General features: G+C 70.7%; 21 protein-coding genes and 1 tRNA gene. 20 read left to right on the forward strand and 2 right to left on the reverse strand.

Features of this window, described 5'->3' with window-relative positions; translation table 11 throughout:
- Nucleotides 1-20: 20 nt before the first annotated feature.
- The 7 genes from EER34_RS11070 (at nucleotide 21) to ndk (ending at nucleotide 9114) form a co-directional block, all read left to right on the forward strand.
- Nucleotides 21-998, forward strand: a complete 978-nt coding sequence (locus tag EER34_RS11070) for an ABC transporter permease (RefSeq protein ID WP_127474797.1) — start codon at nucleotides 21-23, stop codon at nucleotides 996-998.
- Entirely contained in the window at nucleotides 995-1807 is an 813-nt protein-coding gene (locus EER34_RS11075; protein WP_127474799.1) for an ABC transporter permease, read from the forward strand. The genes EER34_RS11070 and EER34_RS11075 overlap by 4 nt, the downstream gene beginning before the upstream one ends.
- Nucleotides 1804-3351 (forward strand): dipeptide ABC transporter ATP-binding protein, encoded by a 1548-nt coding sequence (locus EER34_RS11080; protein ID WP_127474801.1) that lies wholly within the window; start codon nucleotides 1804-1806, stop codon nucleotides 3349-3351. Before EER34_RS11075 ends, EER34_RS11080 begins: the two co-directional genes overlap by 4 nt.
- 202 nt (nucleotides 3352-3553) lie before the next feature.
- Nucleotides 3554-6919 carry an isoleucine--tRNA ligase gene (gene ileS, locus EER34_RS11085; protein WP_127474803.1) on the forward strand — a complete coding sequence of 1122 codons (3366 nt, stop codon included), beginning with the start codon at nucleotides 3554-3556 and terminating at the stop codon, nucleotides 6917-6919.
- The gene (locus tag EER34_RS11090; RefSeq protein ID WP_127474805.1) at nucleotides 6916-8274 is read left to right on the forward strand and encodes a bifunctional folylpolyglutamate synthase/dihydrofolate synthase; all 1359 of its coding nucleotides are present in this window, start codon (nucleotides 6916-6918) and stop codon (nucleotides 8272-8274) included. Before ileS ends, EER34_RS11090 begins: the two co-directional genes overlap by 4 nt.
- Nucleotides 8271-8696: a DUF4233 domain-containing protein gene (locus EER34_RS11095; RefSeq protein WP_127474807.1), complete on the forward strand. Its 426-nt coding sequence runs from the start codon at nucleotides 8271-8273 to the stop codon at nucleotides 8694-8696. Before EER34_RS11090 ends, EER34_RS11095 begins: the two co-directional genes overlap by 4 nt.
- Before the next feature lies 1 nt (nucleotide 8697).
- Complete coding sequence (ndk, locus tag EER34_RS11100) at nucleotides 8698-9114, forward strand: nucleoside-diphosphate kinase (protein ID WP_127474809.1); 417 nt, start codon at nucleotides 8698-8700, stop codon at nucleotides 9112-9114.
- A gap of 90 nt (nucleotides 9115-9204) precedes the next feature.
- Here the strand turns inward: ndk and EER34_RS11105 are convergent, their stop codons facing one another.
- On the reverse strand, nucleotides 9205-9813 hold the full coding sequence (locus tag EER34_RS11105; protein WP_127474811.1) for a vitamin K epoxide reductase family protein: 609 nt from the start codon (nucleotides 9811-9813) through the stop codon (nucleotides 9205-9207).
- 306 nt (nucleotides 9814-10119) lie between these two features.
- On the opposite strand from EER34_RS11105, the gene EER34_RS11110 reads away from it, so the two are divergent.
- Nucleotides 10120-12510 carry an Rne/Rng family ribonuclease gene (locus EER34_RS11110; RefSeq protein WP_127474813.1) on the forward strand — a complete coding sequence of 797 codons (2391 nt, stop codon included), beginning with the start codon at nucleotides 10120-10122 and terminating at the stop codon, nucleotides 12508-12510.
- A gap of 35 nt (nucleotides 12511-12545) precedes the next feature.
- Here the strand turns inward: EER34_RS11110 and EER34_RS11115 are convergent, their stop codons facing one another.
- Nucleotides 12546-12821, reverse strand: a complete 276-nt coding sequence (locus tag EER34_RS11115) for a DUF4031 domain-containing protein (protein WP_127474815.1) — start codon at nucleotides 12819-12821, stop codon at nucleotides 12546-12548.
- A gap of 243 nt (nucleotides 12822-13064) precedes the next feature.
- Between EER34_RS11115 and rplU the strand changes: the two genes are divergently transcribed.
- The 12 genes from rplU (at nucleotide 13065) to EER34_RS11175 (ending at nucleotide 21617) form a co-directional block, all read left to right on the forward strand.
- Nucleotides 13065-13373 (forward strand): 50S ribosomal protein L21, encoded by a 309-nt coding sequence (rplU, locus tag EER34_RS11120; RefSeq protein WP_164743541.1) that lies wholly within the window; start codon nucleotides 13065-13067, stop codon nucleotides 13371-13373.
- Nucleotides 13374-13393: 20 nt separating this feature from the next.
- Nucleotides 13394-13651, forward strand: coding sequence for a 50S ribosomal protein L27 (gene rpmA / locus EER34_RS11125; RefSeq protein ID WP_026059455.1), 258 nt, complete (start codon nucleotides 13394-13396; stop codon nucleotides 13649-13651).
- 99 nt (nucleotides 13652-13750) lie between these two features.
- Nucleotides 13751-15259 (forward strand): GTPase ObgE, encoded by a 1509-nt coding sequence (gene obgE, locus EER34_RS11130; RefSeq protein ID WP_127474817.1) that lies wholly within the window; start codon nucleotides 13751-13753, stop codon nucleotides 15257-15259.
- Entirely contained in the window at nucleotides 15256-16092 is an 837-nt protein-coding gene (gene proB, locus EER34_RS11135; protein WP_127474819.1) for a glutamate 5-kinase, read from the forward strand. The genes obgE and proB overlap by 4 nt, the downstream gene beginning before the upstream one ends.
- Nucleotides 16092-17351, forward strand: a complete 1260-nt coding sequence (locus EER34_RS11140; protein WP_127474821.1) for a glutamate-5-semialdehyde dehydrogenase — start codon at nucleotides 16092-16094, stop codon at nucleotides 17349-17351. The genes proB and EER34_RS11140 overlap by 1 nt, the downstream gene beginning before the upstream one ends.
- Before the next feature lie 51 nt (nucleotides 17352-17402).
- On the forward strand, nucleotides 17403-17627 hold the full coding sequence (locus EER34_RS11145) for a hypothetical protein (protein ID WP_127474823.1): 225 nt from the start codon (nucleotides 17403-17405) through the stop codon (nucleotides 17625-17627).
- Between the two features lie 9 nt (nucleotides 17628-17636).
- Nucleotides 17637-18233: a nicotinate-nucleotide adenylyltransferase gene (gene nadD, locus EER34_RS11150; RefSeq protein WP_127474825.1), complete on the forward strand. Its 597-nt coding sequence runs from the start codon at nucleotides 17637-17639 to the stop codon at nucleotides 18231-18233.
- Nucleotides 18230-19354: a hypothetical protein gene (locus tag EER34_RS11155; RefSeq protein ID WP_127474827.1), complete on the forward strand. Its 1125-nt coding sequence runs from the start codon at nucleotides 18230-18232 to the stop codon at nucleotides 19352-19354. The genes nadD and EER34_RS11155 overlap by 4 nt, the downstream gene beginning before the upstream one ends.
- Nucleotides 19354-19731 carry a ribosome silencing factor gene (gene rsfS / locus EER34_RS11160; protein WP_127474829.1) on the forward strand — a complete coding sequence of 126 codons (378 nt, stop codon included), beginning with the start codon at nucleotides 19354-19356 and terminating at the stop codon, nucleotides 19729-19731. Before EER34_RS11155 ends, rsfS begins: the two co-directional genes overlap by 1 nt.
- Before the next feature lie 71 nt (nucleotides 19732-19802).
- Nucleotides 19803-19878: transfer RNA gene (locus tag EER34_RS11165), tRNA-Ala, on the forward strand.
- Between the two features lie 120 nt (nucleotides 19879-19998).
- A complete protein-coding gene (locus EER34_RS11170) occupies nucleotides 19999-20475 on the forward strand; it encodes a VOC family protein (protein WP_127474831.1) in 477 nt (158 codons plus the stop codon).
- A complete protein-coding gene (locus tag EER34_RS11175) occupies nucleotides 20472-21617 on the forward strand; it encodes a PQQ-dependent sugar dehydrogenase (protein WP_127474833.1) in 1146 nt (381 codons plus the stop codon). The genes EER34_RS11170 and EER34_RS11175 overlap by 4 nt, the downstream gene beginning before the upstream one ends.
- Nucleotides 21618-21652: the final 35 nt, after the last annotated feature.

Raw genomic sequence — 21652 nt, forward strand, 5'->3', positions numbered from 1 at the left:
CGGGCGGGAGGACGGTGGCGATGCGTCGAGCGAGCACACGGCGGATCGTCGCGCGTGGCGCCGGGCTCGCGGCATCCGTCGTCATCGTGCTGTGGGGTGCGGCGACCGTGGCCTTTCTGGCGCTGCGGGTGATCCCTGGCGACCCGGTGGACGTCATGCTCGGGCCCCAGGCGCAGGTGAGCGAAGAGGTGAAGGACGGCATCCGAGCGGAGCTGGGGCTCGATCGGCCGCCGCTGGAGCAATACGTCGCCTACCTGGCCCAGCTCCTCCGAGGCGATCTCGGCGAGTCGTATCAGCTTCGGATGCCCGTGTCCGAGGTCATCGGACGGCAGCTGGGCGCCACGCTTCAGCTGTCCGCCCTGGCGCTGCTGTTCGCCGTCGTGATCGCGCTCTCCGTCGCCCTGCTCGCGCGGGGTCGTACGTCGCGCGGCATCGTGGCGGCCCTAGAGCTCGTGATCCTCTCATCGCCGGTGTTCTGGATCGGTCTCCTCCTGCTCAGCGTCTTCGCCTTCGGGCTCGGCTGGTTCCCCGTCTCGGGCTCGCGCGACCCGGCGACCCTCGTCCTCCCGGCCGTGACGCTCGCGCTGCCCATCGCGGCGCTCCTCGGCCAGGTGCTGCGCGACGGCATCGAGACCGCCGAGCGGCAGCCGTTCACGACGACCGTGCGCGCCCGCGGTGCGGGGCCGACGTGGCTGGCACTGCACCACACCCTCCGACACGGCGCGACCGGCGCCCTGACTCTCGCGGCGTACCTGGTCGGCTCGCTGCTCGGCGGAGCGGTGCTCGTCGAGACCGTCTTCGCCCGACCGGGCCTCGGCCGGGTCACCCTCACGGCCATCTCCGATCGCGATCTGCCGGTCATCACCGGCATCATCCTGCTCAGCGCGCTCGTGTTCGTCGTGGTGAATCTGATCGTCGAGCTGACCTATCCGCTGCTCGACCCGAGGCTGCGCCGGGCGCCCGGCGCAGCGACGGTCCGCGAGAAGGTGCCCGCATGACCGCGCCGCGGCGCATCGCGCTCGGCTGCGCGATCGCGGTCCTCGCGATCATCGCGGCGCTCGCGCTCGCACCGCAGGCGTTCGCGCACTACGACCCGCTGCAGACCGACGTGCGTGCCGCCCTTCTTCCACCGAGCGCGGAGCACTGGTTCGGCACGGACCAGAGCGGACGCGACGTGTACTCGCGGGTCGTCTACGGCACCGGCCGATCCGTCGGCATCGGGCTCCTGGCGACCGCTCTCGCGTTCGTCATCGGCCTGACCATCGGATCGCTGTCGGGGGCCGCCCCGCGCATCGTCGACGCCGCGGCGATGCGGGCGACCGACATCCTGCTCGCGTTCCCCGAGTTCCTCGTCGCCCTCGTCGTCGTCGCCGTGCTCGGACCCGGGCCCGTCAACGTGGCGATCGCCGTCACCATCGCCGCGATCCCGGTCTACATCCGCCTCGCACGGGCCCAGACGCGCACGCTTCGCACGGCGGAGCACGTGGAGGCGGCACGCATCCTCGGAGTGCCGGCGCCGGTCGCCTTCACGCGCCACGTGGTCCCGGGCGTGGTGGGGGCGCTCAGCGTGCTGGCGACGATCGGCATCGGGTCGAGCATCCTCGCCGCCGCCGGCCTCAGCTTCCTCGGGCTCGGTCCCGCCGAGCCGACCCCGGAGTGGGGGCTCATGCTCGCCGGCGGTCGGAACGTCCTCGGACTCGCCTGGTGGATATCGGTGTTCCCCGGCGCAGCGATCACCATCACCGTGGTGGCCGCCACGGTGCTCGGACGCACCCTGCGTGCACGCGCGGAGGGCCGTGACGCATGAGCGGGCTGAGGGTGAGAGGACTGACGATCGCCTTCGGCGACTCACGCGCGGTCGACGGGGTCGACCTCGACGTCGCGCCGGGGGAGTGCGTCGCTATCGTCGGCGAGTCCGGGGCGGGGAAGTCGCTCACCGCGCGAGCGCTGCTCGGGCTGCCGCCGACGGGCGCGGAGGTGCACGCAGAGGAGCTGTCCATCGACGGGGTCGACGCGCGGACGCTGAGCGAACGCGGCTGGCGGCGCCTCCGCGGCTCGCGCATCGCCCTCGTCTCGCAGGACGCGCTCGTCTCGCTCGATCCCCTCCGCCGCATCGGAGCGGAGGTCGCCGAGCCGCTCCGCCTCCACGAGGGGCGCGTGCCTCGCGCGCGTCTCCGGGAGCGCGTCGACGCCCTCCTCCGCGAGGTGGCGGTGCCCGAGGCATCCCGTCGCGCCCGCCAGTATCCGCACGAGCTCTCCGGGGGCCTGCGGCAGCGCGCGCTCATCGCCTCCGCACTCGCCGCGCGCCCCGCCATCCTCGTCGCCGACGAGGCCACCACGGCGCTCGACGCCACGGTCCAGGCGAGGATCCTGCAGCTGCTGCGGGGCATCGCGGACGGCGGCGTCGCGGTGGTCTTCATCAGCCACGACTTCGCCGCGGTGCGCGCCGTGGCCGACCGGGTCCTGGTGATGCAGGACGGGCGGGTCGTCGAGGCGGGACCGGTCGCCCGGGTCTTCTCGGCGCCGCAGCATCCGTACGCGCAGCGGCTCGTCGCCGCGGCGCGTCACGCGCCGCGCCCGCATGCGGACGACGCCGCGCCGGTGCGACTCGCGGTGCGGGGCCTGTCGAAGGCGTTCGACCGCCCCGCGGTGTCGGACGTGTCGTTCACGGTGCGCCGCGGTCGCACGATCGGGATCGTCGGCGAATCGGGCTCGGGCAAGACCACAGTGGCCCGAATGATCGTGGGCGTGGAGCGACCGGACGCGGGCGACGTGCTGCTCGACGGGGCCGTGCCGACGACGGCGACCCAGCGCCGGATCCAGCTCGTGCATCAGAATCCGCTCGGCGCGCTCGACCCCCGATGGAGCGTGGACCGGTCGCTCCGCGAGGCGCTGGAGGCCGGCGGCGTTCCGCGCGGCGAGCGGTCCGCGAAGGTCGTCGCGCTCCTGGGCGAGGTCGATCTCGACGCGGCGCTCGCCCGCCGGCGTCCGTCGGAGCTGTCGGGCGGTCAGCGGCAGCGGGTGGCCATCGCGCGTGCCCTGGCGGCGGCGCCGGACGTGCTCGTGCTCGACGAGCCGGTGTCGGCCCTGGACCCGCTCGTGCGGGAACGGGTGCTGGCGCTCCTGCTGCGGCTTCAGCGCGAGCGCGGCCTCACGTTCGTCTTCGTCTCGCACGACCTCGACGTCGTCGCCGCGATCGCCGACGACGTCCTGGTGATGCGGGAAGGCGTCGCGGTCGAGCAGGGCACCACCGCCGGAGTGTTCGCCGACCCCCGGCATCCGTTCACCCAGGAGCTGCTCGCGGCAGCCCGTACCGATCCGCCGCGTGCGGGGGGCGCCCGACCCGCGTAGACTCGAGGCAACAGCACCGATCCGGCCATCACCGGGGAGCTCTCGGAAGAACAGGACCCCGGTCCTCACTAGAACCGAGCGGGTCAGGCCCGTCACAGCCGCAGTGAGAGAGGGCCACCGCGACGGCGAGTGGTCACGCGGGGTGGTACCGCGGCTCGGAAGAGTCGTCCTCGCAGGAAGCATCGCAACCTGCTGGAGTGACATGACCTACCCGAAGTCCTCGTTCGGACCCGCCGCCGACTCCGTCGTGCCGAGCCCGCGCTTCCCCGAGATCGAGCGCGACACACTCGCGTTCTGGAGGGCCGACGACACGTTCCACGCCTCCATCGAGCAGCGCGAGGGCGCCGAGGAGTGGGTCTTCTACGACGGTCCGCCCTTCGCCAACGGACTGCCCCATTACGGACACCTGCTGACCGGCTACGCGAAGGACCTCTTCCCGCGCTTCCAGACGATGCGGGGCAAGAAGGTCGACCGCGTCTTCGGCTGGGACACGCACGGCCTCCCGGCCGAGCTCGAGGCCATGAAGCAGCTCGGCATCACCGAGAAGACCCAGATCGAGGAGATGGGGCTCGCCGCGTTCAACGCGAAGGCGCGCGAGTCGGTGCTCGCCTACACCGAGGAGTGGCAGGACTACGTCACCCGACAGGCGCGGTGGGTCGACTTCGAGCGCGGCTACAAGACGCTCGACACCTCCTACATGGAGTCGGTCCTGTGGGCGTTCAAGACGCTCCACGACAAGGGACTCGCGTACGAGGGGTACCGGGTGCTGCCCTACTGCTGGCGTGACGAGACCCCGCTGTCGAGCCATGAGCTGCGCATGGACGACGACGTCTACAAGATGCGGCAGGACCCGTCGGTCACCGTGACCTTCCCGCTCGTCGGTCTCAAAGCCGAGGCGCTCGGGCTCACGGGGGTCCGCGCGCTCGCGTGGACGACGACCCCCTGGACGCTGCCGACCAACCTCGCCCTCGCCGTCGGTCCCGGCATCACGTACGTCGTGGTCCCTGGCGGCCCGAACGGCGCGGCGGACGTGCACCACGCCCCCGACGGCCAGGCTGACGACCCGGTCGAGGCGACGGCGCACCGCTACCTCCTTGCCGAGGAGCTGCTCGCGGGGTACGCGAAGGACCTCGGCTACGAGTCGGCCGAGGCCGCCCGCGAGGCCGTCGTGCAGACCGTCCTCGGCTCCGAGCTGGAGGACGTCGCGTACGACCGCCTCTTCGACTACTACGCGGATGCCGAGACCTGGGGCACCGGCACGTCGTGGCGGATCCTCGTCGACGACTACGTCACCACCGGCGACGGCACCGGCATCGTGCATCAGGCGCCGGCCTACGGCGAGGACGACCAGCGGGTGACGGAGGCGGCCGGCATCCCGCTCATCATGAGCCTCGACGACGGCGGGCGCTTCCTGCCGCAGGTGACGGATGTCGCGGGCGAGCTGTGGATGGACGCCAACACGCCGCTCGTGCGACTGTTGCGCCAGGCCGGGCGCCTCCTGCGCCTCGCGAGCTACGAGCACTCGTACCCGCACTGCTGGCGCTGCCGGAACCCGCTGATCTACAAGGCCGTCTCGAGCTGGTTCGTGCGGGTCACCGAGTTCAAGGACGACATGCTCGCGAACAACGAGCAGATCACGTGGGTGCCCGAGAACGTCAAGCACGGCCAGTTCGGCAAGTGGCTCGCGGGCGCGCGCGACTGGTCGATCAGCCGCAACCGGTACTGGGGCTCGCCGATCCCGGTGTGGAAGAGCGACGACCCCGAGTATCCGCGCGTCGACGTGTACGGCTCGCTCGAGGATCTCGAGCGGGACTTCGGCCGCCTCCCGCGCAACGCCGCGGGCGAGGTCGACCTGCACCGCCCCTACATCGACGACCTCACGCGGCCGAACCCCGACGACCCGACCGGAAAGAGCACGATGCGCCGCATCGAGGACGTCCTCGACGTGTGGTTCGACTCGGGCTCGATGCCGTTCGCCCAGGTGCACTACCCCTTCGAGAACCTCGACTGGTTCGAGTCGCACTCGCCCGCGGATTTCATCGTCGAGTACATCCCGCAGACGCGCGGGTGGTTCTACGTGATGCACGCCCTGTCGACGGCGCTCTTCGACCGCCCCGCGTTCATCGGCGTGTCCTGCCACGGCACCGTGCTCGGCAGCGACGGGCAGAAGATGTCGAAGTCGCTCGGCAACTACCCGAACGTGTCGGAGGTGTTCGACCGCGACGGCTCCGACGCCATGCGCTGGTTCCTGATGTCGTCGTCGGTGCTCCGCGGCGGCAACCTGGTCGTCACGGAGGAGGGCATCCGCGCCGGCGTGCGCGAGTTCATGCTCCCGCTGTGGAACGCCTGGTACTTCTTCTCGACCTACGCGAACGCCGCCGGCGGTCCCGAGGACAGCGGGTACGAGGCGTCCTGGCGCACCGACTCGACCGACGTCCTCGACCGCTACATCCTCGCTCTCACCGGCGACCTCGTCCGGGGTGTCGCCGAAGACCTCGACGGTCTCGACTCGACGACGGCGGCCGAGCGTCTCCGCGACTTCGCCGAGGCGCTGACGAACTGGTACATCCGCCGCTCGCGCGACCGCTTCTGGGTCGGCGTCTCCGACGACCCGAAGAGCCGCGAGGCGTTCGACACCCTGTACACGGTGCTCGAGACGCTGACCCGCGTCGCGGCGCCGCTCATCCCGCTCGTGTCCGAGCGCGTGTGGCAGGGGCTCACCGGCGGCCGCAGCGTGCACCTGCAGGACTGGCCCGACGATGCCGCATTCCCTGCCGCCGACGACATCCGCGCGGCCATGGACGCCGTCCGTCAGGTGTCGAGCGTCGCCAACGCGCTGCGCAAGAAGGAGGGCAAGCGCGTGCGCCTGCCGCTCGCGCTGCTGACGGTGGTGGTGCCGGATGCCGCGTCCCTCGCGCAGTTCGATGGGATCCTCCGAGACGAGCTCAACGTGAAGGCCGTCGAGTTCGTGGAGCTGAGCGCCGACGTCGCCGAGCGCTACGGCATCAGCAAGCGGCTCACGGTCAACGCCCGTGCGGCGGGGCCCCGTCTGGGCAAGCAGGTGCAGCACGTCATCGGAGGTGCGCGCGCCGGGCTCTGGGAAGAGGTCGACGGCGTCGTGGTGGTCGACGGCGTCGCGCTGCAGGAGGGCGAGTTCGAGCTCACCCTCGAGGCGGGCGGCGTCGCCGAGGGCACGGCGATCGCACTGCTGTCGGACGGCGGCTTCGTGCTGCTCGACACGGCCACGACGCCGGAGCTCGAGGCGGAGGGTCTCGCGCGCGATGTGATCCGCGCGGTGCAGGACACCCGAAAGGGCGCCGGCTTCGACGTCAGCGACCGCATCCGGCTCGGGCTGTCGTTCGCGGATGCCGCAGACGGCGCCGCCGTCGAGTCGGCGTTCGCCGCGGCCGACATCGCGGGCGAGACGCTCGCCGTCGAGCACGAGGTCGCCGTGGCTCGAGCGCTCTCGACCGACGGCGCCGACCACACGGCCGAGTTCGCCGCCGGGACGTACGCCAACCGGGGCGCGTTCACCGTCGCCGTGACGAAGGTGGAGGCATCCGCATGACCGATCGCGACGTGGCCCGGGCCGACGCCGTGTACGCGGCTCTGCTCGAGCGGCAGGGCGAGCGGTGGGTGCAGCCCCGCGTGGAGCGCACCCGGCGCGTGCTCGAGCTCCTCGACGATCCGCAGAAGACCTATCGCGTCGTGCACGTGACGGGGACCAACGGCAAGACCTCGACGAGCCGCATCATCGAGAGCCTCGTGCGCGCCCACGGGCTGCGCACGGGTCTGTTCACCAGCCCGCACCTCGAGCGCTTCACGGAGCGGATCATGGTCGACGGCGAACCGATCGCCGATGGCGCCGTCGCCGATGCGTGGGACGAGATCGAGCCCTTCGTCGGGCTTGTCGACGCCGAGCTCGCCGCAGCAGGCGACGCCCCGCTCACGTTCTTCGAGCTGCTCACGGTGCTCGCGTTCGTCGCGTTCGCCGACGCGCCCATCGACGTCCTCGTGCTCGAGGTCGGCATGGGCGGGTCGTGGGACTCCACGAACACGGCAGACGGCGACGTCGCGGTGTTCACGCCCATCGACATCGACCACGCCGATCGCCTGGGAAGCACGATCGCCGAGATCGCCGCCGTGAAGTCCGGGATCATCAAGGACGGCGCCGCCGTGGTGTCGGCGAGACAGGATGCCGCGGCCGAGGCGGTGCTGCGAGACGCGGCCGCCGCCCGCGGCGCGACGATCGCTTTCGAGGGCCAGGACTTCGGCCTCGCCGAGCAGCGTCTGGCGGTCGGCGGGCAGCAGATCTCGGTCCGCGGTCTCGCCGCCGCCTACGACGAGGAGTACCTCCCGCTGTACGGCGGGCACCAGGGCTTCAACGCGGCCCTGGCGATCGCCGCCGTCGAGTCGCTCATCGGCGGGGCGTCGCAGGCGATCGCCGGCGACATCCTCACGGAGGGGCTGGCCCGGGCCACTGCTCCGGGGCGCCTGCAGCTCGTGGGCATCGCGCCGACCGTCCTGGTCGACGCCGCGCACAACCCCCACGGCGCACGTGCTCTCGTGACGGCGCTGAAGGAGTCGTTCGCCTTCGACGAATGGGGCGTCGTGCTCGGCGTGTTCTCCGACAAGGACGCCGAGGGGATCGTCGCCGCGCTCGCGCCGGTCGCCGCGCACGTGTTCGCCACGACCCCGGTCTCCGATCGTGCGCGCGACGCCAACGGCCTCGCAGACCTTGCGGAGGCGGCGGGACTCACCGTGACCGTCCACGACGACCTCGCCCAGGCCGCGGAGGCGGCTCGGGCGTGGGGCGCGGAATCCGACCGGCGCGCCGTCGTGATCGCGGGCTCCGTGGTGCTCGCCGGCCAGGCGCTCGCTCTGGCGGAGGCCGAGGACTGGAAGAGCGGGTACGACGCATGACCGAGGCGGAGGCACCCGAGCGGCGCGCTCCACGCCGGCGCGGAGCGGCAGAGTCCCTCGCGTCCATCGTGCTCGCGTTCGAGTCGATCATCGCGTTCCTCGGCGGACTCGTGATCTATGGCCTGAAGGCGCTCCCCGAGCCCATCGAGCCCTGGTGGGGAGTCGTCGCCGGCTCCGTGGTCGCCGTACTGATGATCCTCACCGGCCGGTTCGTCCGTTACCCGTGGGGCATCGCCTTCGGCTGGGCCCTGCAGGTGGTCGTCGCGCTGGGCGCGATCTTCGTGCCTGCACTCCTCATCGTCGCTCTCATTTTCGGCGGCATGTACGGATATGCGACGATCAAGGGAGCCCAGCTCGATCGGCGCAATGCCCAGCTCGCGGCGAACCCCCCTGAACAAGCCGGTACGGCGAACGGAGACTGACATGGCCACCGAAGAGACGCTCATCCTCGTCAAGCCCGACGGCGTGGCCCGCGGCCTGACGGGCGCGATCCTCGCCCGCGTCGAGGCGAAGGGCTACTCGCTCGTCGACATCCGCCTGGTCGAGCCCGACCGCGGCACGCTCGAGAAGCACTACGCCGAGCACGAGGGCAAGCCGTTCTACGAGCCGCTCCTCGAGTTCATGATGTCCGGTCCGTCGGTGGCGATCCGCCTCGCCGGCAACCGCGTGATCGAGGGCTTCCGCTCGCTCGCCGGCACGACCGACCCCACCACTGCGGCGCCGGGCACGATCCGCGGCGACTTCGGGCGCGATTGGGGCCTCAAGGTGCAGCAGAACCTCGTCCATGGTTCCGACAGCCCCGAGTCCGCCGCGCGCGAGCTCGGCATCTGGTTCGGCTGATTCGCGATCTCGCCGGCCCCGAGCACGGCGAGGAGCCGAGAAGGACGGATGCCGCGGCATCCGTCCTTCCTGGTTCTCGGCGCCGCGCGGTCAGCCCTGGAAGATCCGCTGGAGCGCGTCCAGCTGGACCTGGGCGATGATCGCGACGATGGCGTAGCTGACCACGGCGAGGAGCGGCACCCATCCCATGAGCGTCTCGGCCGCCTTCCGGACGCCCGAGGGCACGGGGACGATGCCCGAGCGCAGGAGGTGCAGGGTCACCGCGTAGAACGTCGGGATGGTCACGACCCACGTCACCATGCACCACGGGCACAGTGTGCCGAGCTCGAAGATGCTCTGGCTGATCAGCCAGATCACGAAGCAGAACGCGAACAGCATCCCGACCTCGAAGAGCCACCAGAACCAGCGGGCGAACCGAGCACCAGCGAGGATGGCGACGCCGACGACGATCGGTGCGACCCACCCGGTGAGGCCGAGGATGGGGTTCGGGAAGCCGAACACGCTGCCCTGCCACGAGTCGAGGTTCTCGGTGCACTGCACCAGCGGACTGAGGTCGCACGACGCGATGGCATCGGGATCGGCGAGCAGGTGGAACTTCTCGACCGTGAGCTGGAAGGCCGCCCACCAGCCGATCACGCCGGCGATGATGAGCCAGACGGCCAGAGCCTTCGGGCGGGTGTGCGTCTGCTGCAGCGGCATGCCTCGGATTATGACATCGGCGGGGCCGAGGATGCCTGGGAGCGGGCCGTGGCAAATGCCCGGCGTGGCGCCGGCGAGCAATCGGCGGGGGAAAGTGCGATAATGGCTGTCGATGTGCTGCGGCCGCGCCGCGACGCGCATCACCAGAAGACTTCAGGGCGACGAATGCCCTTGGCAGCGCGAGCTCCCGCCGCATGAGCCGGGATCCCGCTGCAGACCGAGTGAGTTCGCGGCACCGCAGGTGCGGCACCGCAAGAGATTACGCCGGGCGGCGCGCGGTGCCGACCCGCAGGGAGTAAGCCAGTGATGGCCGATGGAACAGATTCAGAATTCAACCCCCGCGACGAATCGGATGCCCCGCTAGCGGACGACACTGTGGCGGACGACGCCGCGGTGGAGGTGCCGACCCCTGCCGAGGTCGAGACCGACGCCGTGCTCGAGTCCGTCGAGGCGACCGAAGAGGGAGCAGCTCCCGACGCGGTGGAGCCGGAGCAGCCCTCGCAGCCCACCGACGACGAGCAGTCGGGACCCGGTGAGGACACACCCGTCGCGGAGCCGGTCGACGCGGTCGACCCCGTGTCGGTCGACGGATCCGACGATGTCTCCACGACTCCCGAGCCGGTGACGCCGTCCGAGCCCGAGCCCGACAAGCCGGTCACCGCCGTCGCTCTCGGGCTGCTGCCCGAGGTCTTCGTCTCCGCCGTGTCGACGGAGCTCCACTTCTACGCGCCCGAGGTCATCGTGCTGCCGGCGCCCGTCGAGGACGAGCGCGAGGCCGAGCCCGAGCAGGCATCCGGGTCCGGCTCCTCGCGTCGCCGCAGCCGGCGCCGCGGGGGAGAGGGCCGCGACGAGGCATCCGCTCCGGCGGAGCCGTCGCAGCCGCGGCAGCGCGCCGTCGAGCTCATCACCGAGCCTCAGCGCATCAAGGGCTCGACGCGTCTCGAGGCCAAGAAGCAGCGTCGTCGCGACGGCCGCGAGGCCGGGCGCCGCCGTGCCGTGGTCACCGAGGCCGAGTTCCTCGCCCGCCGCGAGGCCGTCGACCGCGTCATGATCGTCCGCTCGAAGAACGGCCGCATCCAGATCGCCGTGCTCGAGGACAACGTGCTCGTCGAGCACTATGTCGCCCGCAACCAGGACGCCTCGCTCATCGGCAACGTCTACCTCGGCCGTGTGCAGAACGTCCTTCCGAGCATGGAGGCCGCCTTCGTCGACATCGGCCGCGGCCGCAATGCCGTGCTGTACTCCGGCGAGGTCGACTGGGACGCCGTCGAGACGGGCAACCAGCCGCGCCGCATCGAGCTCGCGCTGAAGTCCGGCGACAAGGTCCTCGTGCAGGTCACCAAGGATCCGGTCGGCCACAAGGGCGCCCGGCTCACGAGCCAGATCTCGCTCCCGGGCCGCTACCTGGTCTACGTGCCGGGCGGCGCCATGAACGGCATCTCCCGCAAGCTCCCCGACACCGAGCGTGCGCGGCTCAAGAAGATCCTCAAGGAGGTGCTCCCGGAGTCGTCGGGCGTGATCGTGCGCACCGCCGCCGAGGGCGCCACCGAAGACCAGCTCACGCGTGACGTCCAGCGCCTCACCACCCAGTGGGAGCACGTCAGCCAGCAGGTCCAGACGATCCAGGCCCCCGCGCTCCTGCACTCCGAGCCGGATCTGCTCGTGAAGATCGTCCGCGACGTCTTCAACGAGGACTTCACGCGCATGCTCATCCAGGGCGAGGACGCGCACCAGACGATCACCAAGTACGTCGAGAGCGTCGCGCCCGACCTCCTGGAGCGCGTCATCGCGTACGAAGGCGACCGCGATCCGTTCGACGAGTTCCGGGTGACCGAGCAGATCGAGAAGGCGCTCGACCGCAAGGTCTGGCTCCCGTCCGGCGGCTCGCTCGTCATCGACCGCACCGAGGCCATGACCGTCGTCGACGTCAACACGGGCAAGTTCGTCGGCTCGGGCGGAAACCTCGAGGAGACCGTCACCAAGAACAACCTCGAGGCCGCCGAGGAGATCGTCCGTCAGCTCCGGCTCCGCGACATCGGCGGGATCATCGTCGTCGACTTCATCGACATGGTGCTCGAGTCGAACCGAGACCTCGTGCTGCGCCGGCTGGTCGAGTGCCTGAGCCGCGACCGCACCAAACACCAGGTCGCCGAGGTCACCTCGCTCGGCCTCGTGCAGATGACGCGCAAGAAGCTCGGCCTCGGCCTCCTCGAGACCTTCAGCGAGCCGTGCGAGGTCTGCGCCGGTCGGGGCGTGGTCGTCCACCACGACCCCGTGGTGAAGCACCGCGGTCCGCAGACATCGGGCGGAGCCCCGTCGGGGCGCCGACCCCGCGGAGGCGGCGGTGCACCGCAGCAGAGTGCGGGCGGCGCGTCCAACGGCACCCACGTCATCACGGAGGGCGTGAAGTCCGCGCTCGCGCAGATCGCGGCATCCACCATCCACCAGCACGACGAAGCCCCCGTCGAGGAGCCCGTCGTCGCAGAGGCGCCCGTCGAGCGCGCGAAGAAGCCGCGCAAGAAGCGCGAGGCTTCGACCAAGGCCAAGGCGCCCCGAACCGAGAAGGATCTCCTCCTCGACTCGGTGCTGAGCGCCCTGCCGGAGCCGAAGGCGCCGGGACAGGGCCGTTCGCGCCGTCGCGTGACCACGGCAGCCCTGACCGGCACCCCGGTGTCGCACGCGCCCTCCGAGGACTGAACGCACGGCGTCGCGCCGACCGTCCGACCGTCCGGTCAGCGGTCGGCGCGACGCTCGCGTGCGGTCACCCGCAGGCCCGATGCGATGAGCCGGCGGACCAGCTCGTGGCCGTTCACGTGCTCCGCGCCGGCCGCGACGAGCCGGCCGTGAGCCTCGTCGGGCACGTCGTAATGGTCGCGGTCGAAGCCGCGGCGGGGGATTCCGTTGGCGGCGGCGAAGGCGTGGAGCTCGTCGAGATCCCGGTCGCTCACGAGGTGCGCCCAGAGTCGCCCGTGCGCCGGCCAGCGCGGATCGTCGATGAGGATCGCCACCCCGTGATCATATTCACAGCCGATTGGCGTGACACGGCGCTCCGCGCTTTTGCCGTTGGTCGCGGCATCCGGTAAAGTAGTCCTTTGGTGCGTCCCGTTTCGCAGGATGATGGCGATGCTCGACAGGCTCAGCAGCCGGCTGGAGCCGTCGCTCCCGCACCAGGACTTCCTCTTCTCGCAAGAGCAGAGTCTCGCAAAGACAACCGGAGCCGTGCGCTCCCATCCAGTAGAAACAGGTGTGAAGTGGTTTACGCAGTAGTGCGCGCCGGTGGCCGGCAGGAGAAGGTGGAGGTCGGCACGATCGTCGTCCTCGACCGTCAGGCCGCGAAGATCGGCGACAAGATTCAGCTGCCGGCCGTCCTGCTCGTGGACGGCGACGCTGTCACGACCGACGCCGACAAGCTCGCGAAGGTGACCGTCACGGCCGAGGTGCTCGGCGAGGAGCGCGGCCCGAAGATCGTGATCCAGAAGTTCAAGAACAAGACCGGTTACAAGAAGCGCCAGGGGCACCGTCAGGACCTCACGCGCGTCAAGGTCACCGGCATCAAGTAAGTCCAGGAAGAGACGCAGAGATGGCACACAAAAAGGGCGCAAGCTCCACCCGTAACGGTCGTGACTCCAACGCTCAGCGACTGGGCGTGAAGCGCTTCGGCGGCCAGAAGGTCCTCGCCGGCGAGATCATCGTCCGCCAGCGCGGCACGCACTTCCACCCCGGTGCGAACGTCGGCCGCGGTGGCGACGACACGCTGTTCGCCCTCGCCCCCGGCGCGGTCGAGTTCGGCCAGAAGGGCGGCCGCAAGGTCGTCAACATCGTGGCGGCCGCGGAGTAATCCCCGGAGCACACACATTCTCGAGAAAGGGGCGGGCTTCGGCTCGCCCCTTTCCCTTTACTCTGGGTCTGACCCAGACAGCTCCGTGAGGGGGACCGCATGGTCACATTCGTCGATCGTGTCACGCTGCATCTGAGTGCCGGCAAGGGCGGCAACGGCTGCGTCTCGGTGCGCCGCGAGAAGTTCAAGCCGCTCGCCGGCCCCGACGGCGGCAACGGCGGACACGGCGGCGACATCGTGCTCATCGCGGACCCGCAGGTCACCACACTCCTGTCGTACCACCACTCGCCGCACCGCTCGGGTGGTAACGGCGGGTTCGGCATGGGCGATCACCGCGCCGGCTATGCGGGGGAGTCCCTCGAGCTCCCCGTGCCCGTGGGCACCGTGGTGAAGGATGCCTCGGGCGAGCTCCTCGTCGACATGATCGAGCCCGGCATGCGCTTCGTCGTGGCCCCCGGCGGCATCGGCGGTCTCGGCAACGCAGCCCTGTCGAACCCCAAGCGCAAGGCGCCCGGCTTCGCGCTGCTCGGCACTCCCGGCTGGACCGGAGACGTGCTCCTGGAGCTCAAGACGGTCGCCGACGTCGCGCTCGTCGGCTTCCCGTCAGCCGGCAAGTCGAGCCTGATCGCGGCCGTCTCCGCCGCGCGACCCAAGATCGCGGACTACCCGTTCACGACACTGCACCCGAACCTCGGCGTCGTCCAGGCGGGTGAGACACGCTTCACCGTGGCCGACGTCCCCGGACTCATCGAGGGCGCCAGCGAAGGCAAGGGGCTCGGACTCGAGTTCCTCCGCCACGTCGAGCGCTGCACCGCGCTCGTCCACGTCCTCGACTGCGCGACGCTCGACCCCGGCCGCGACCCGCTCACCGATCTCGACGTGATCCTGGCCGAGCTCGCCGCCTACCCGGTGCCGGACGGCCAGATCCCCCTTCTCGAGCGCCCGCAACTCGTCGCCCTGAACAAGGTCGACGTCCCCGAGGCGAAGGAGCTCGCCGAACTCGTGCGCCCTGAGCTCGAGGCCCGCGGCCTCCGCGTGTTCGAGATCTCGACCGTCAGCCACGAGGGGCTGCGCCAGCTGAGCTTCGCGCTCGGCGATATCGTCGCAGCGCATCGCGTCGAGCTCGCCAAGACTCCGGCGGCCGAGAAGATCGTCATCCGACCCCGAGGATCCCAGAAGGAGTTCTGGGTCCGCGTCGAAGGCGGCACCTACGGCAACCTCTACCGCATTCTCGGCGAGAAGCCCGTGCGCTGGGTCCAGCAGACGGACTTCCAGAACGAGGAGGCCGTGGGATACCTCGCGGACCGTCTCGAGAAGCTCGGCGTCGAGGACGAGCTGTTCCGCGCGGGCGCCACGCCCGGCGCGACGGTCGTCATCGGCGAGGGCGACGGCATCGTCTTCGACTGGGAGCCGTCGCTGAAGTCCGCGGCGGAGCTCGCGACGGCACCGCGCGGCACCGACCCGCGACTGCTGCAGAGCAGCCGTCGCACGACGTCCGAACGTCGCGAGCGGTACCACGACATGATGGACGCCAAGGCCGCGGCCCGCGCCGAACTCGAAGCAGAACGGCTCGCGAAGGCGGACTGGAGCGCGGAGGGCGACGAGTGACGCTCGAGCGCGACGGCCTCTCCTCGGCGCGTCGGGTGGTCGTCAAGGTCGGCTCGTCGTCGATCAGCGGAGACAACGCCGAGAAGATCGCTCCGATCGTCGACGCGCTGGCTGCCGCGCACGCGCGCGGCACCGAAGTCGTCCTCGTGTCGTCGGGAGCGATCGCGACGGGGATGCCCTTCCTGCTGCTCGACGAGCGCCCGAGCGACCTCGCGACACAGCAGGCCGCGGCAGCCGTGGGGCAGAACGTGCTCATCTATCGCTACCAGGCGGCGCTGCGCCCGTTCCGCATCGTCGCCGGGCAGGTGCTGCTCACCGCCGGCGACCTCGAGAACCCGACGCACCGTTCCAACGCCAGGCGGGCCATGGAGCGGCTTCTCGGTCTTCGGATCCTCCCGATCGTGAACGAGAACGACACCGTGGCCACGCACGAGATCCGCTTCGGCGACAACGACCGGCTCGCCGCACTCGTTGCTCAGCTCATCGGTGCAGACGCGCTCGTCCTGCTGAGCGACATCGAATGCCTCTACACCCGCCCGCCGGACGAGCCGGGGGCTCTGCCGATACCGCGCGTCGCGTACGGCGACGACCTTCACGGCTTCGAGTTCGGCTCGGTCGTCGTCAACAGCGTCGGCACGGGCGGTGCGGCGACCAAGGTCTCGGCGGCGCGGCTGGCCGCGGCATCCGGGATCGGGGTGCTCGTCACGAGCGCCGACCTCGTGGGCGAAGCCCTCTCGGGAGCCGACATCGGGACGTGGTTCCAGCCGAATCCCGAGCCGACCGCGCCCGCTGCGACGGGTCCGGTGCGGACGGCCGTCGATAAGCTGGGCTGATGACCATCACGGCCACGACCGCCCGCGATCGGATGCTGCTCGCCAAGGAGGCGTCGCGCAGCATCGCACTGCTCTCCGATGCCGCCAAGAGCGACGCGCTCCGGGGCATCGCCGAGGCCATCGTGGCGTCCGCGGCCGACATCGTCGCGGCGAACGCGCAGGATCTCGAGCGCGGACGCGCCACGGGGCTGTCGGTGGCGCTGCAGGACCGACTCCGCCTCGACGAGCCGCGCGTGGCCGCGCTCGCCTCGGCCGTGCGCGACATCGCAGAACTCCCCGATCCCGTCGGGCGCGTGCTCGACGAGCGCATCCTCGCGAACGGCGTCGCGCTCACGAAGGTCTCCGTCCCGTTCGGCGTGGTCGGCTCGATCTACGAGGCCCGACCCAACGTGACCGTCGACATCGCCTCGCTGGCGCTGCGCTCGGGGAACGCCGTCGTGCTTCGGGGCGGATCGGCGGCCGAGCGGACGAATGCCGCACTCGTCGGCGCGATGCGCGACGCGCTGGAGGCGCGCGGCATCGACCCCGAGGCCATCCAGACGGTCGACGAGTTCGGTCGCGAGGGCGCCCGTGAGCTCATGCACGCCCGGGGCGTCGTCGACGTGCTCGTGCCGCGGGGGAGCGCCCAGCTCATCGAGACCGTCGTCACCGAATCCTCCGTCCCCGTGATCGAGACCGGTGCCGGCGTCGTGCACATCGTTCTCGACGAGTCCGCTCCGCTCGAGTGGGCCCGCGACATCGTCGTCAACGCGAAGACCCAGCGGCCGAGCGTGTGCAACTCGGTCGAGACGGTGCTCGTCCTGAAGGGTGCCGCTCCCCGTCTGGTTCCGCCCGTGGTCGCCGCACTCCGCGAAGCCGGGGTCGCCGTGCACGGCGACGACGCCGTCGCGTCGCTCGCCTCGGACGTCGTGCCGGCGACCGAGGCGGACTGGGCGACCGAATACCTGAGCCTCGACATCTCGATGCGGGTCGTCGACGACCTCGACGGTGCGCTCGAGCACATCCGTCGCTACTCGACGCACCACACCGAGTCGATCATCACGCAGGACGACGCGAACGCCGAGCGCTTCCTCGCCGAGGTGGACTCGGCCGTCGTCATGGCGAACGCCTCGACGCGCTTCACCGACGGCGGCGAGTTCGGCTTCGGTGCAGAGGTCGGCATCTCGACCCAGAAGCTGCACGCCCGCGGCCCGATGGGCCTCACCGAGCTGACCAGCACGAAGTGGCTGGCGCGGGGCGGCGGACAAGTCCGCGCGTGACCGCCTAAACTGAGAGAAAGCCTGACCCAGGCGAACCCGAACGGAGCCCGAATGACCATCGCCACGATCGTCGCCCTCGCTGCGGCAGAATCCGAGCATCACGGCAACGTCGCACTCGAGACCGTCGGCTACGGGATCGTCGCGATCTGCGTGTTCGCCGCCCTCGCGATCGTCACACTCTCGTACCGCAACGTCGCGAACCGCCACTCGCAGAAGGCGGAGGCCTATGCGCGCGCGCACGCCAACGACGTCCACCACACGGGGCACGGCCACTAGGCCGACTGCATGTCGGTGACGGCCGCCCCGAGGATCGGGGTCATGGGTGGGACGTTCGATCCCATCCATCACGGTCACCTGGTAGCCGCGAGCGAGGTCGCCCAGTGGTTCGATCTCGACGAGGTCGTCTTCGTTCCCACGGGGGAGCCCTGGCAGAAGGCGGGCGTCTCGCCGAGCGAGCATCGGTATCTGATGACCGTCATCGCCACGGCGTCCAATCCCCGATTCACCGTCAGCCGGGTCGACATCGACCGCTCCGGACCGACGTACACCATCGACACGCTGCGCGATCTGAAGGCGCAGCGCCCCGACGCCGAGCTGTATTTCATCACCGGCGCGGACGCCATAGCGCAAATTCTCAGTTGGAGGGACCATGATGAGTTATGGGACCTCGCGCATTTCGTCGCGGTCTCCCGCCCCGGACACGTGCTGAGCACGGACGGTCTGCCCAGTGAAGACGTGAGTCAGCTCGAGATACCCGCTCTCGCCATCTCGTCCACGGACTGCCGTGATCGCGTCGGACAAGGACACCCCGTGTGGTACCTCGTCCCGGACGGGGTCGTCCAATACATTGCGAAGCACCATCTCTACCGGAGCAAGGAATGAGCACACCCGAGCAGCCGGCGAACCAACCGCTGACGCGCAAGCAGATGCGCGAGATCCGAAACACCGGGTCGAACCCCGTCATCACGCCCGAAGACGCCGCACCGGCCCCCGCGCCCGCGGCGCCGCCGGCGACCGTCATGGCGCCCATCGTCACGCCGACTCCGCCGCCCGCGCACGCGCCGGTGCAGGCCGCGCCCGTGGGTGTCGCACCCCTTCCGCGTCCGGCGAACCCGGTCATCGTGCCGCCGGCTCCGGTCGCCGACTCGTCGGTCGACCTGGGGGCGTCGCCTCTCACACGACGCCAGGCGCGTCAGCAGGAGCGCATCCGCACGGCATCCGTCCCCGTCATCACGCCCGAGGTCGCTGCCGCCCATGCCGCTTCGGTGTCGGCGCCGATGCCCACGCTCGTCACTGAGGCACCTGCATTGACCCGCACCGAGCCGGTGAGCCTGAACAGCGGCATGCACGATCTCTTCGGGCTGGCCACTGCGCCGGCGCCGGTCGTCGCCGCCCCCGCGCCTGCCGCGCCGGCCGCCGAGCTCGAGACGCCGTTCTCACCATGGTCGGAGATCCTCCCCGAGGAGGACGAGGCCGAGGCGGACGTCGAGGCAGACGACACGCAGAAGGACCGCGTCGTCAGCCCGCTCCTGGGCGCCGGGCTCCTCATGGGCGAGCCGGAGCAGGCCGACCTGCCCGCCTCGTTCGACCAGCTCCTCTCGCGCACCACGGGCTCCGTCTCCATGCCGAACGCGCTGATCCTGTCGCAGGCACCGGACGCCGCCCCGATCGTCGCACCGCTCAGCGCGACCGGCGAGGTGCTCATCACGGGCACCCTGAACCTTCCCGAGGGCCTCGGCTCGACGGGTCACGCCTACGGCACTGCCGATGGCAAGGAGGTCGACGCCACCCTCGTCGACGGCGAACTGCCCGCGCACTCGTCGCCCACGCCGATCGCGGCCAGCGCAGCGATCAGCACGGTCAAGACCGCCGGCGAGGTCATTCGGCCTCCCGTGCCCGAAAAGGGCAGCAAGCTCATGCTCTCGCTCGCCATCACCGCGGGGGCGCTCGCGCTCGCGCTGGTCGGCGTGCTGATCCTCGCCTTCGTGAACGGAGTGTTCTGATGACCGCATCCGCTCAATCGCGCGACATGCTGCAGATCGCGGCGGCCGCCGCCGACTCGAAGGGCGGCGAAGACCTCGTCGCCCTGGACGTGTCGGAGCCGCTCCCGCTGGTCGACATCTTCCTCCTCGTCACGGGTCGCAGCGAGCGCAACGTCGCCGCGATCGCCGACGAGATCGAGGACCGGCTCCTCGAGCACGGCCACAAGCGACTGCGTCGCGAGGGGCGTCAGGAGTCCCGCTGGGTGCTGCTCGACTTCGGCGATCTCGTCGTCCACGTGTTCCACGAGGAGGAGCGCATGTACTACGGCCTCGAGCGCCTCTGGAAGGACTGCCCGGTGGTCCCCGTCGAGCTCCCCGCGGCGGCGTCCGCCGAATAGCGGCGGTGGTTCGAACCACCCCGCACGGTGTTGTAAGCTTGTCGAGTTGCCCCGACGGGGCAGCGAAACAAGGGCCTGTGGCGCAGCTGGTAGCGCACCTGCATGGCATGCAGGGGGTCAGGGGTTCGAGTCCCCTCAGGTCCACCATCGCAAGGAAAGCCCCCGAAGTCTCGGGGGCTTCCTGCATTTCGGCATCGGCCGCGTCAAGGCGTTGACCCCGGCCCCGTGAGGGGCGAACCTGGGATTCACACCCGAGGAGGCGGTCCGATGACCGATGTGACCCCGTTCCTGTGGTTCGACGACGACGCCGAGTCCGCGATCACGTTCTACACCGAGCTCATCCCCGACTCGTCCATCGTCTCGATGGGGCGATACCCGGACGAGGTGCCCGGCATGGGCGGCAAGGTCATGCACGCGCACTTCCGTCTGTCGGGTCGCGATTACTACGCGATGGATGCCGGACCGCAGTTCCCCTTCACCGAAGCGGTCTCGATCTACGTCTCGTGCGACGGCCAAGACGAGGTGGACCGCTACTGGGACGCCCTGATCGCCGATGGCGGCCAGGAGCAGCCGTGCGGCTGGCTCAAGGACCGCTGGGGGCTGTCGTGGCAGATCATCCCCGACCGCCTCATCGAGCTCATCCGCCACCCCGACCCGGAGACCGCGCACCGGTCCGTGCAGGCCATGCTGACGATGCACCGGATCGACATCGCCGCGATCGAGGCGGCTGCAGCATCGGCATGACACGAGTGCGGCGCTGGGCGGCGGCGGGATGCCTCGCCGCCGCGATGGTCGTGTGCTCGGCGTGCGCGGCGGCGGAGCCGTCGGGGTCGATGCCGTCGATGACCACCCCGACGCCGGCTCCGTCCACCCAACCGGCGCCTGCGTCCGGGTGGTGGCGCATGGACGGAGAGCCGCAGACACTCGCGGCAGGTCTCGCCGCCCCGTGGTCGGTCGTGCCGCTGGCCGACGGGGGCGCGCTCATCTCACAGCGCGATGACGGCGTCGTCGTCGAACTCACCCCGGCCGGTACCCTCCGCGACGCCGGAACTGTACCCGGAGTCGTGTCGGGCGGAGAGTCGGGGCTGCACGGTCTCGCCCTCTACGATGCCCCTGACGGGCCGTGGCTCTACGCCTATCACGGCGCGCAGGACGACAACCGAGTGGTGCGGATGCCGCTGCTCGGCGACCCGGGGTCGCTCGCACTGGGCGAGGCCGAGGTCGTCTTCGACGGCATTCCCCGCGCGAGCACGCACAACGGAGGGCGGATCGCGTTCGGCCCCGACGGCTTCCTCTACGTCACGACGGGCGATGCGCAGCAGGGCGACGGCGCGCAGGACCGGGAGTCGCTCGGCGGCAAGATCCTGCGCCTGACCGCCGACGGGACCGCTGCCCCGGGCAATCCGTGGCGGAGCCCGGTCTGGTCGATGGGCCATCGCAACGTGCAGGGGATCGCGTGGACGGCGGACGGAACGATGTGGGCGAGCGAGTTCGGCCAGAACACCTGGGACGAGCTGAACCGGATCGAGGCGGGGGGCAACTACGGCTGGCCGCTCGTCGAGGGCGAGGCGGGGAGGGACGGGATGCTCGACCCGGTCGTGTCGTGGACGACCGACGCGGCAAGCCCGAGCGGGATCGCCGCGCACGGTGACACGGTCTTCGTCGCGGGCCTCCGCGGCGAACGGCTGTGGGCGGTCGACACCGCCCACGGGGCGCTCCGTGGCGAACCCGTCGCACTCCTGACAGGGGAGCAAGGGCGCCTCCGCGACGTCGTGGCCGTCCCCGCAGACGCGCTCTGGGTGCTCACCAACAACACTGACGGCCGCGGCGAACCACGCGCAGAGGACGACCTGCTCCTGAGGATCGAACTCGCTCCGGCGACATGATCGCGGGGGCCTCCGTGCGCGGTGCGCGGGCGCTA

It is taken from the genome of Microbacterium sulfonylureivorans, assembly GCF_003999995.1.
Taxonomy (GTDB): domain Bacteria; phylum Actinomycetota; class Actinomycetes; order Actinomycetales; family Microbacteriaceae; genus Microbacterium; species Microbacterium sulfonylureivorans.

Excerpts from the sequence above, each read along its gene's own strand:
- EER34_RS11070 (WP_127474797.1), top strand. The coding sequence starts at position 21 with ATGCGTCGAGCGAGCACACGGCGGATCGTCGCGCGTGGCGCCGGGCTC.
- EER34_RS11075 (WP_127474799.1), top strand. The coding sequence starts at position 995 with ATGACCGCGCCGCGGCGCATCGCGCTCGGCTGCGCGATCGCGGTCCTC.
- EER34_RS11080 (WP_127474801.1), top strand. The coding sequence starts at position 1,804 with ATGAGCGGGCTGAGGGTGAGAGGACTGACGATCGCCTTCGGCGACTCA.
- ileS (WP_127474803.1), top strand. The coding sequence starts at position 3,554 with ATGACCTACCCGAAGTCCTCGTTCGGACCCGCCGCCGACTCCGTCGTG.
- EER34_RS11090 (WP_127474805.1), top strand. The coding sequence starts at position 6,916 with ATGACCGATCGCGACGTGGCCCGGGCCGACGCCGTGTACGCGGCTCTG.
- EER34_RS11095 (WP_127474807.1), top strand. The coding sequence starts at position 8,271 with ATGACCGAGGCGGAGGCACCCGAGCGGCGCGCTCCACGCCGGCGCGGA.
- ndk (WP_127474809.1), top strand. The coding sequence starts at position 8,698 with ATGGCCACCGAAGAGACGCTCATCCTCGTCAAGCCCGACGGCGTGGCC.
- EER34_RS11105 (WP_127474811.1), bottom strand. The coding sequence starts at position 9,813 with ATGCCGCTGCAGCAGACGCACACCCGCCCGAAGGCTCTGGCCGTCTGG.
- EER34_RS11110 (WP_127474813.1), top strand. The coding sequence starts at position 10,120 with ATGGCCGATGGAACAGATTCAGAATTCAACCCCCGCGACGAATCGGAT.
- rpmA (WP_026059455.1), top strand. The coding sequence starts at position 13,394 with ATGGCACACAAAAAGGGCGCAAGCTCCACCCGTAACGGTCGTGACTCC.
- obgE (WP_127474817.1), top strand. The coding sequence starts at position 13,751 with ATGGTCACATTCGTCGATCGTGTCACGCTGCATCTGAGTGCCGGCAAG.
- EER34_RS11140 (WP_127474821.1), top strand. The coding sequence starts at position 16,092 with ATGACCATCACGGCCACGACCGCCCGCGATCGGATGCTGCTCGCCAAG.
- EER34_RS11145 (WP_127474823.1), top strand. The coding sequence starts at position 17,403 with ATGACCATCGCCACGATCGTCGCCCTCGCTGCGGCAGAATCCGAGCAT.
- nadD (WP_127474825.1), top strand. The coding sequence starts at position 17,637 with ATGTCGGTGACGGCCGCCCCGAGGATCGGGGTCATGGGTGGGACGTTC.
- EER34_RS11155 (WP_127474827.1), top strand. The coding sequence starts at position 18,230 with ATGAGCACACCCGAGCAGCCGGCGAACCAACCGCTGACGCGCAAGCAG.
- rsfS (WP_127474829.1), top strand. The coding sequence starts at position 19,354 with ATGACCGCATCCGCTCAATCGCGCGACATGCTGCAGATCGCGGCGGCC.
- EER34_RS11170 (WP_127474831.1), top strand. The coding sequence starts at position 19,999 with ATGACCGATGTGACCCCGTTCCTGTGGTTCGACGACGACGCCGAGTCC.
- EER34_RS11175 (WP_127474833.1), top strand. The coding sequence starts at position 20,472 with ATGACACGAGTGCGGCGCTGGGCGGCGGCGGGATGCCTCGCCGCCGCG.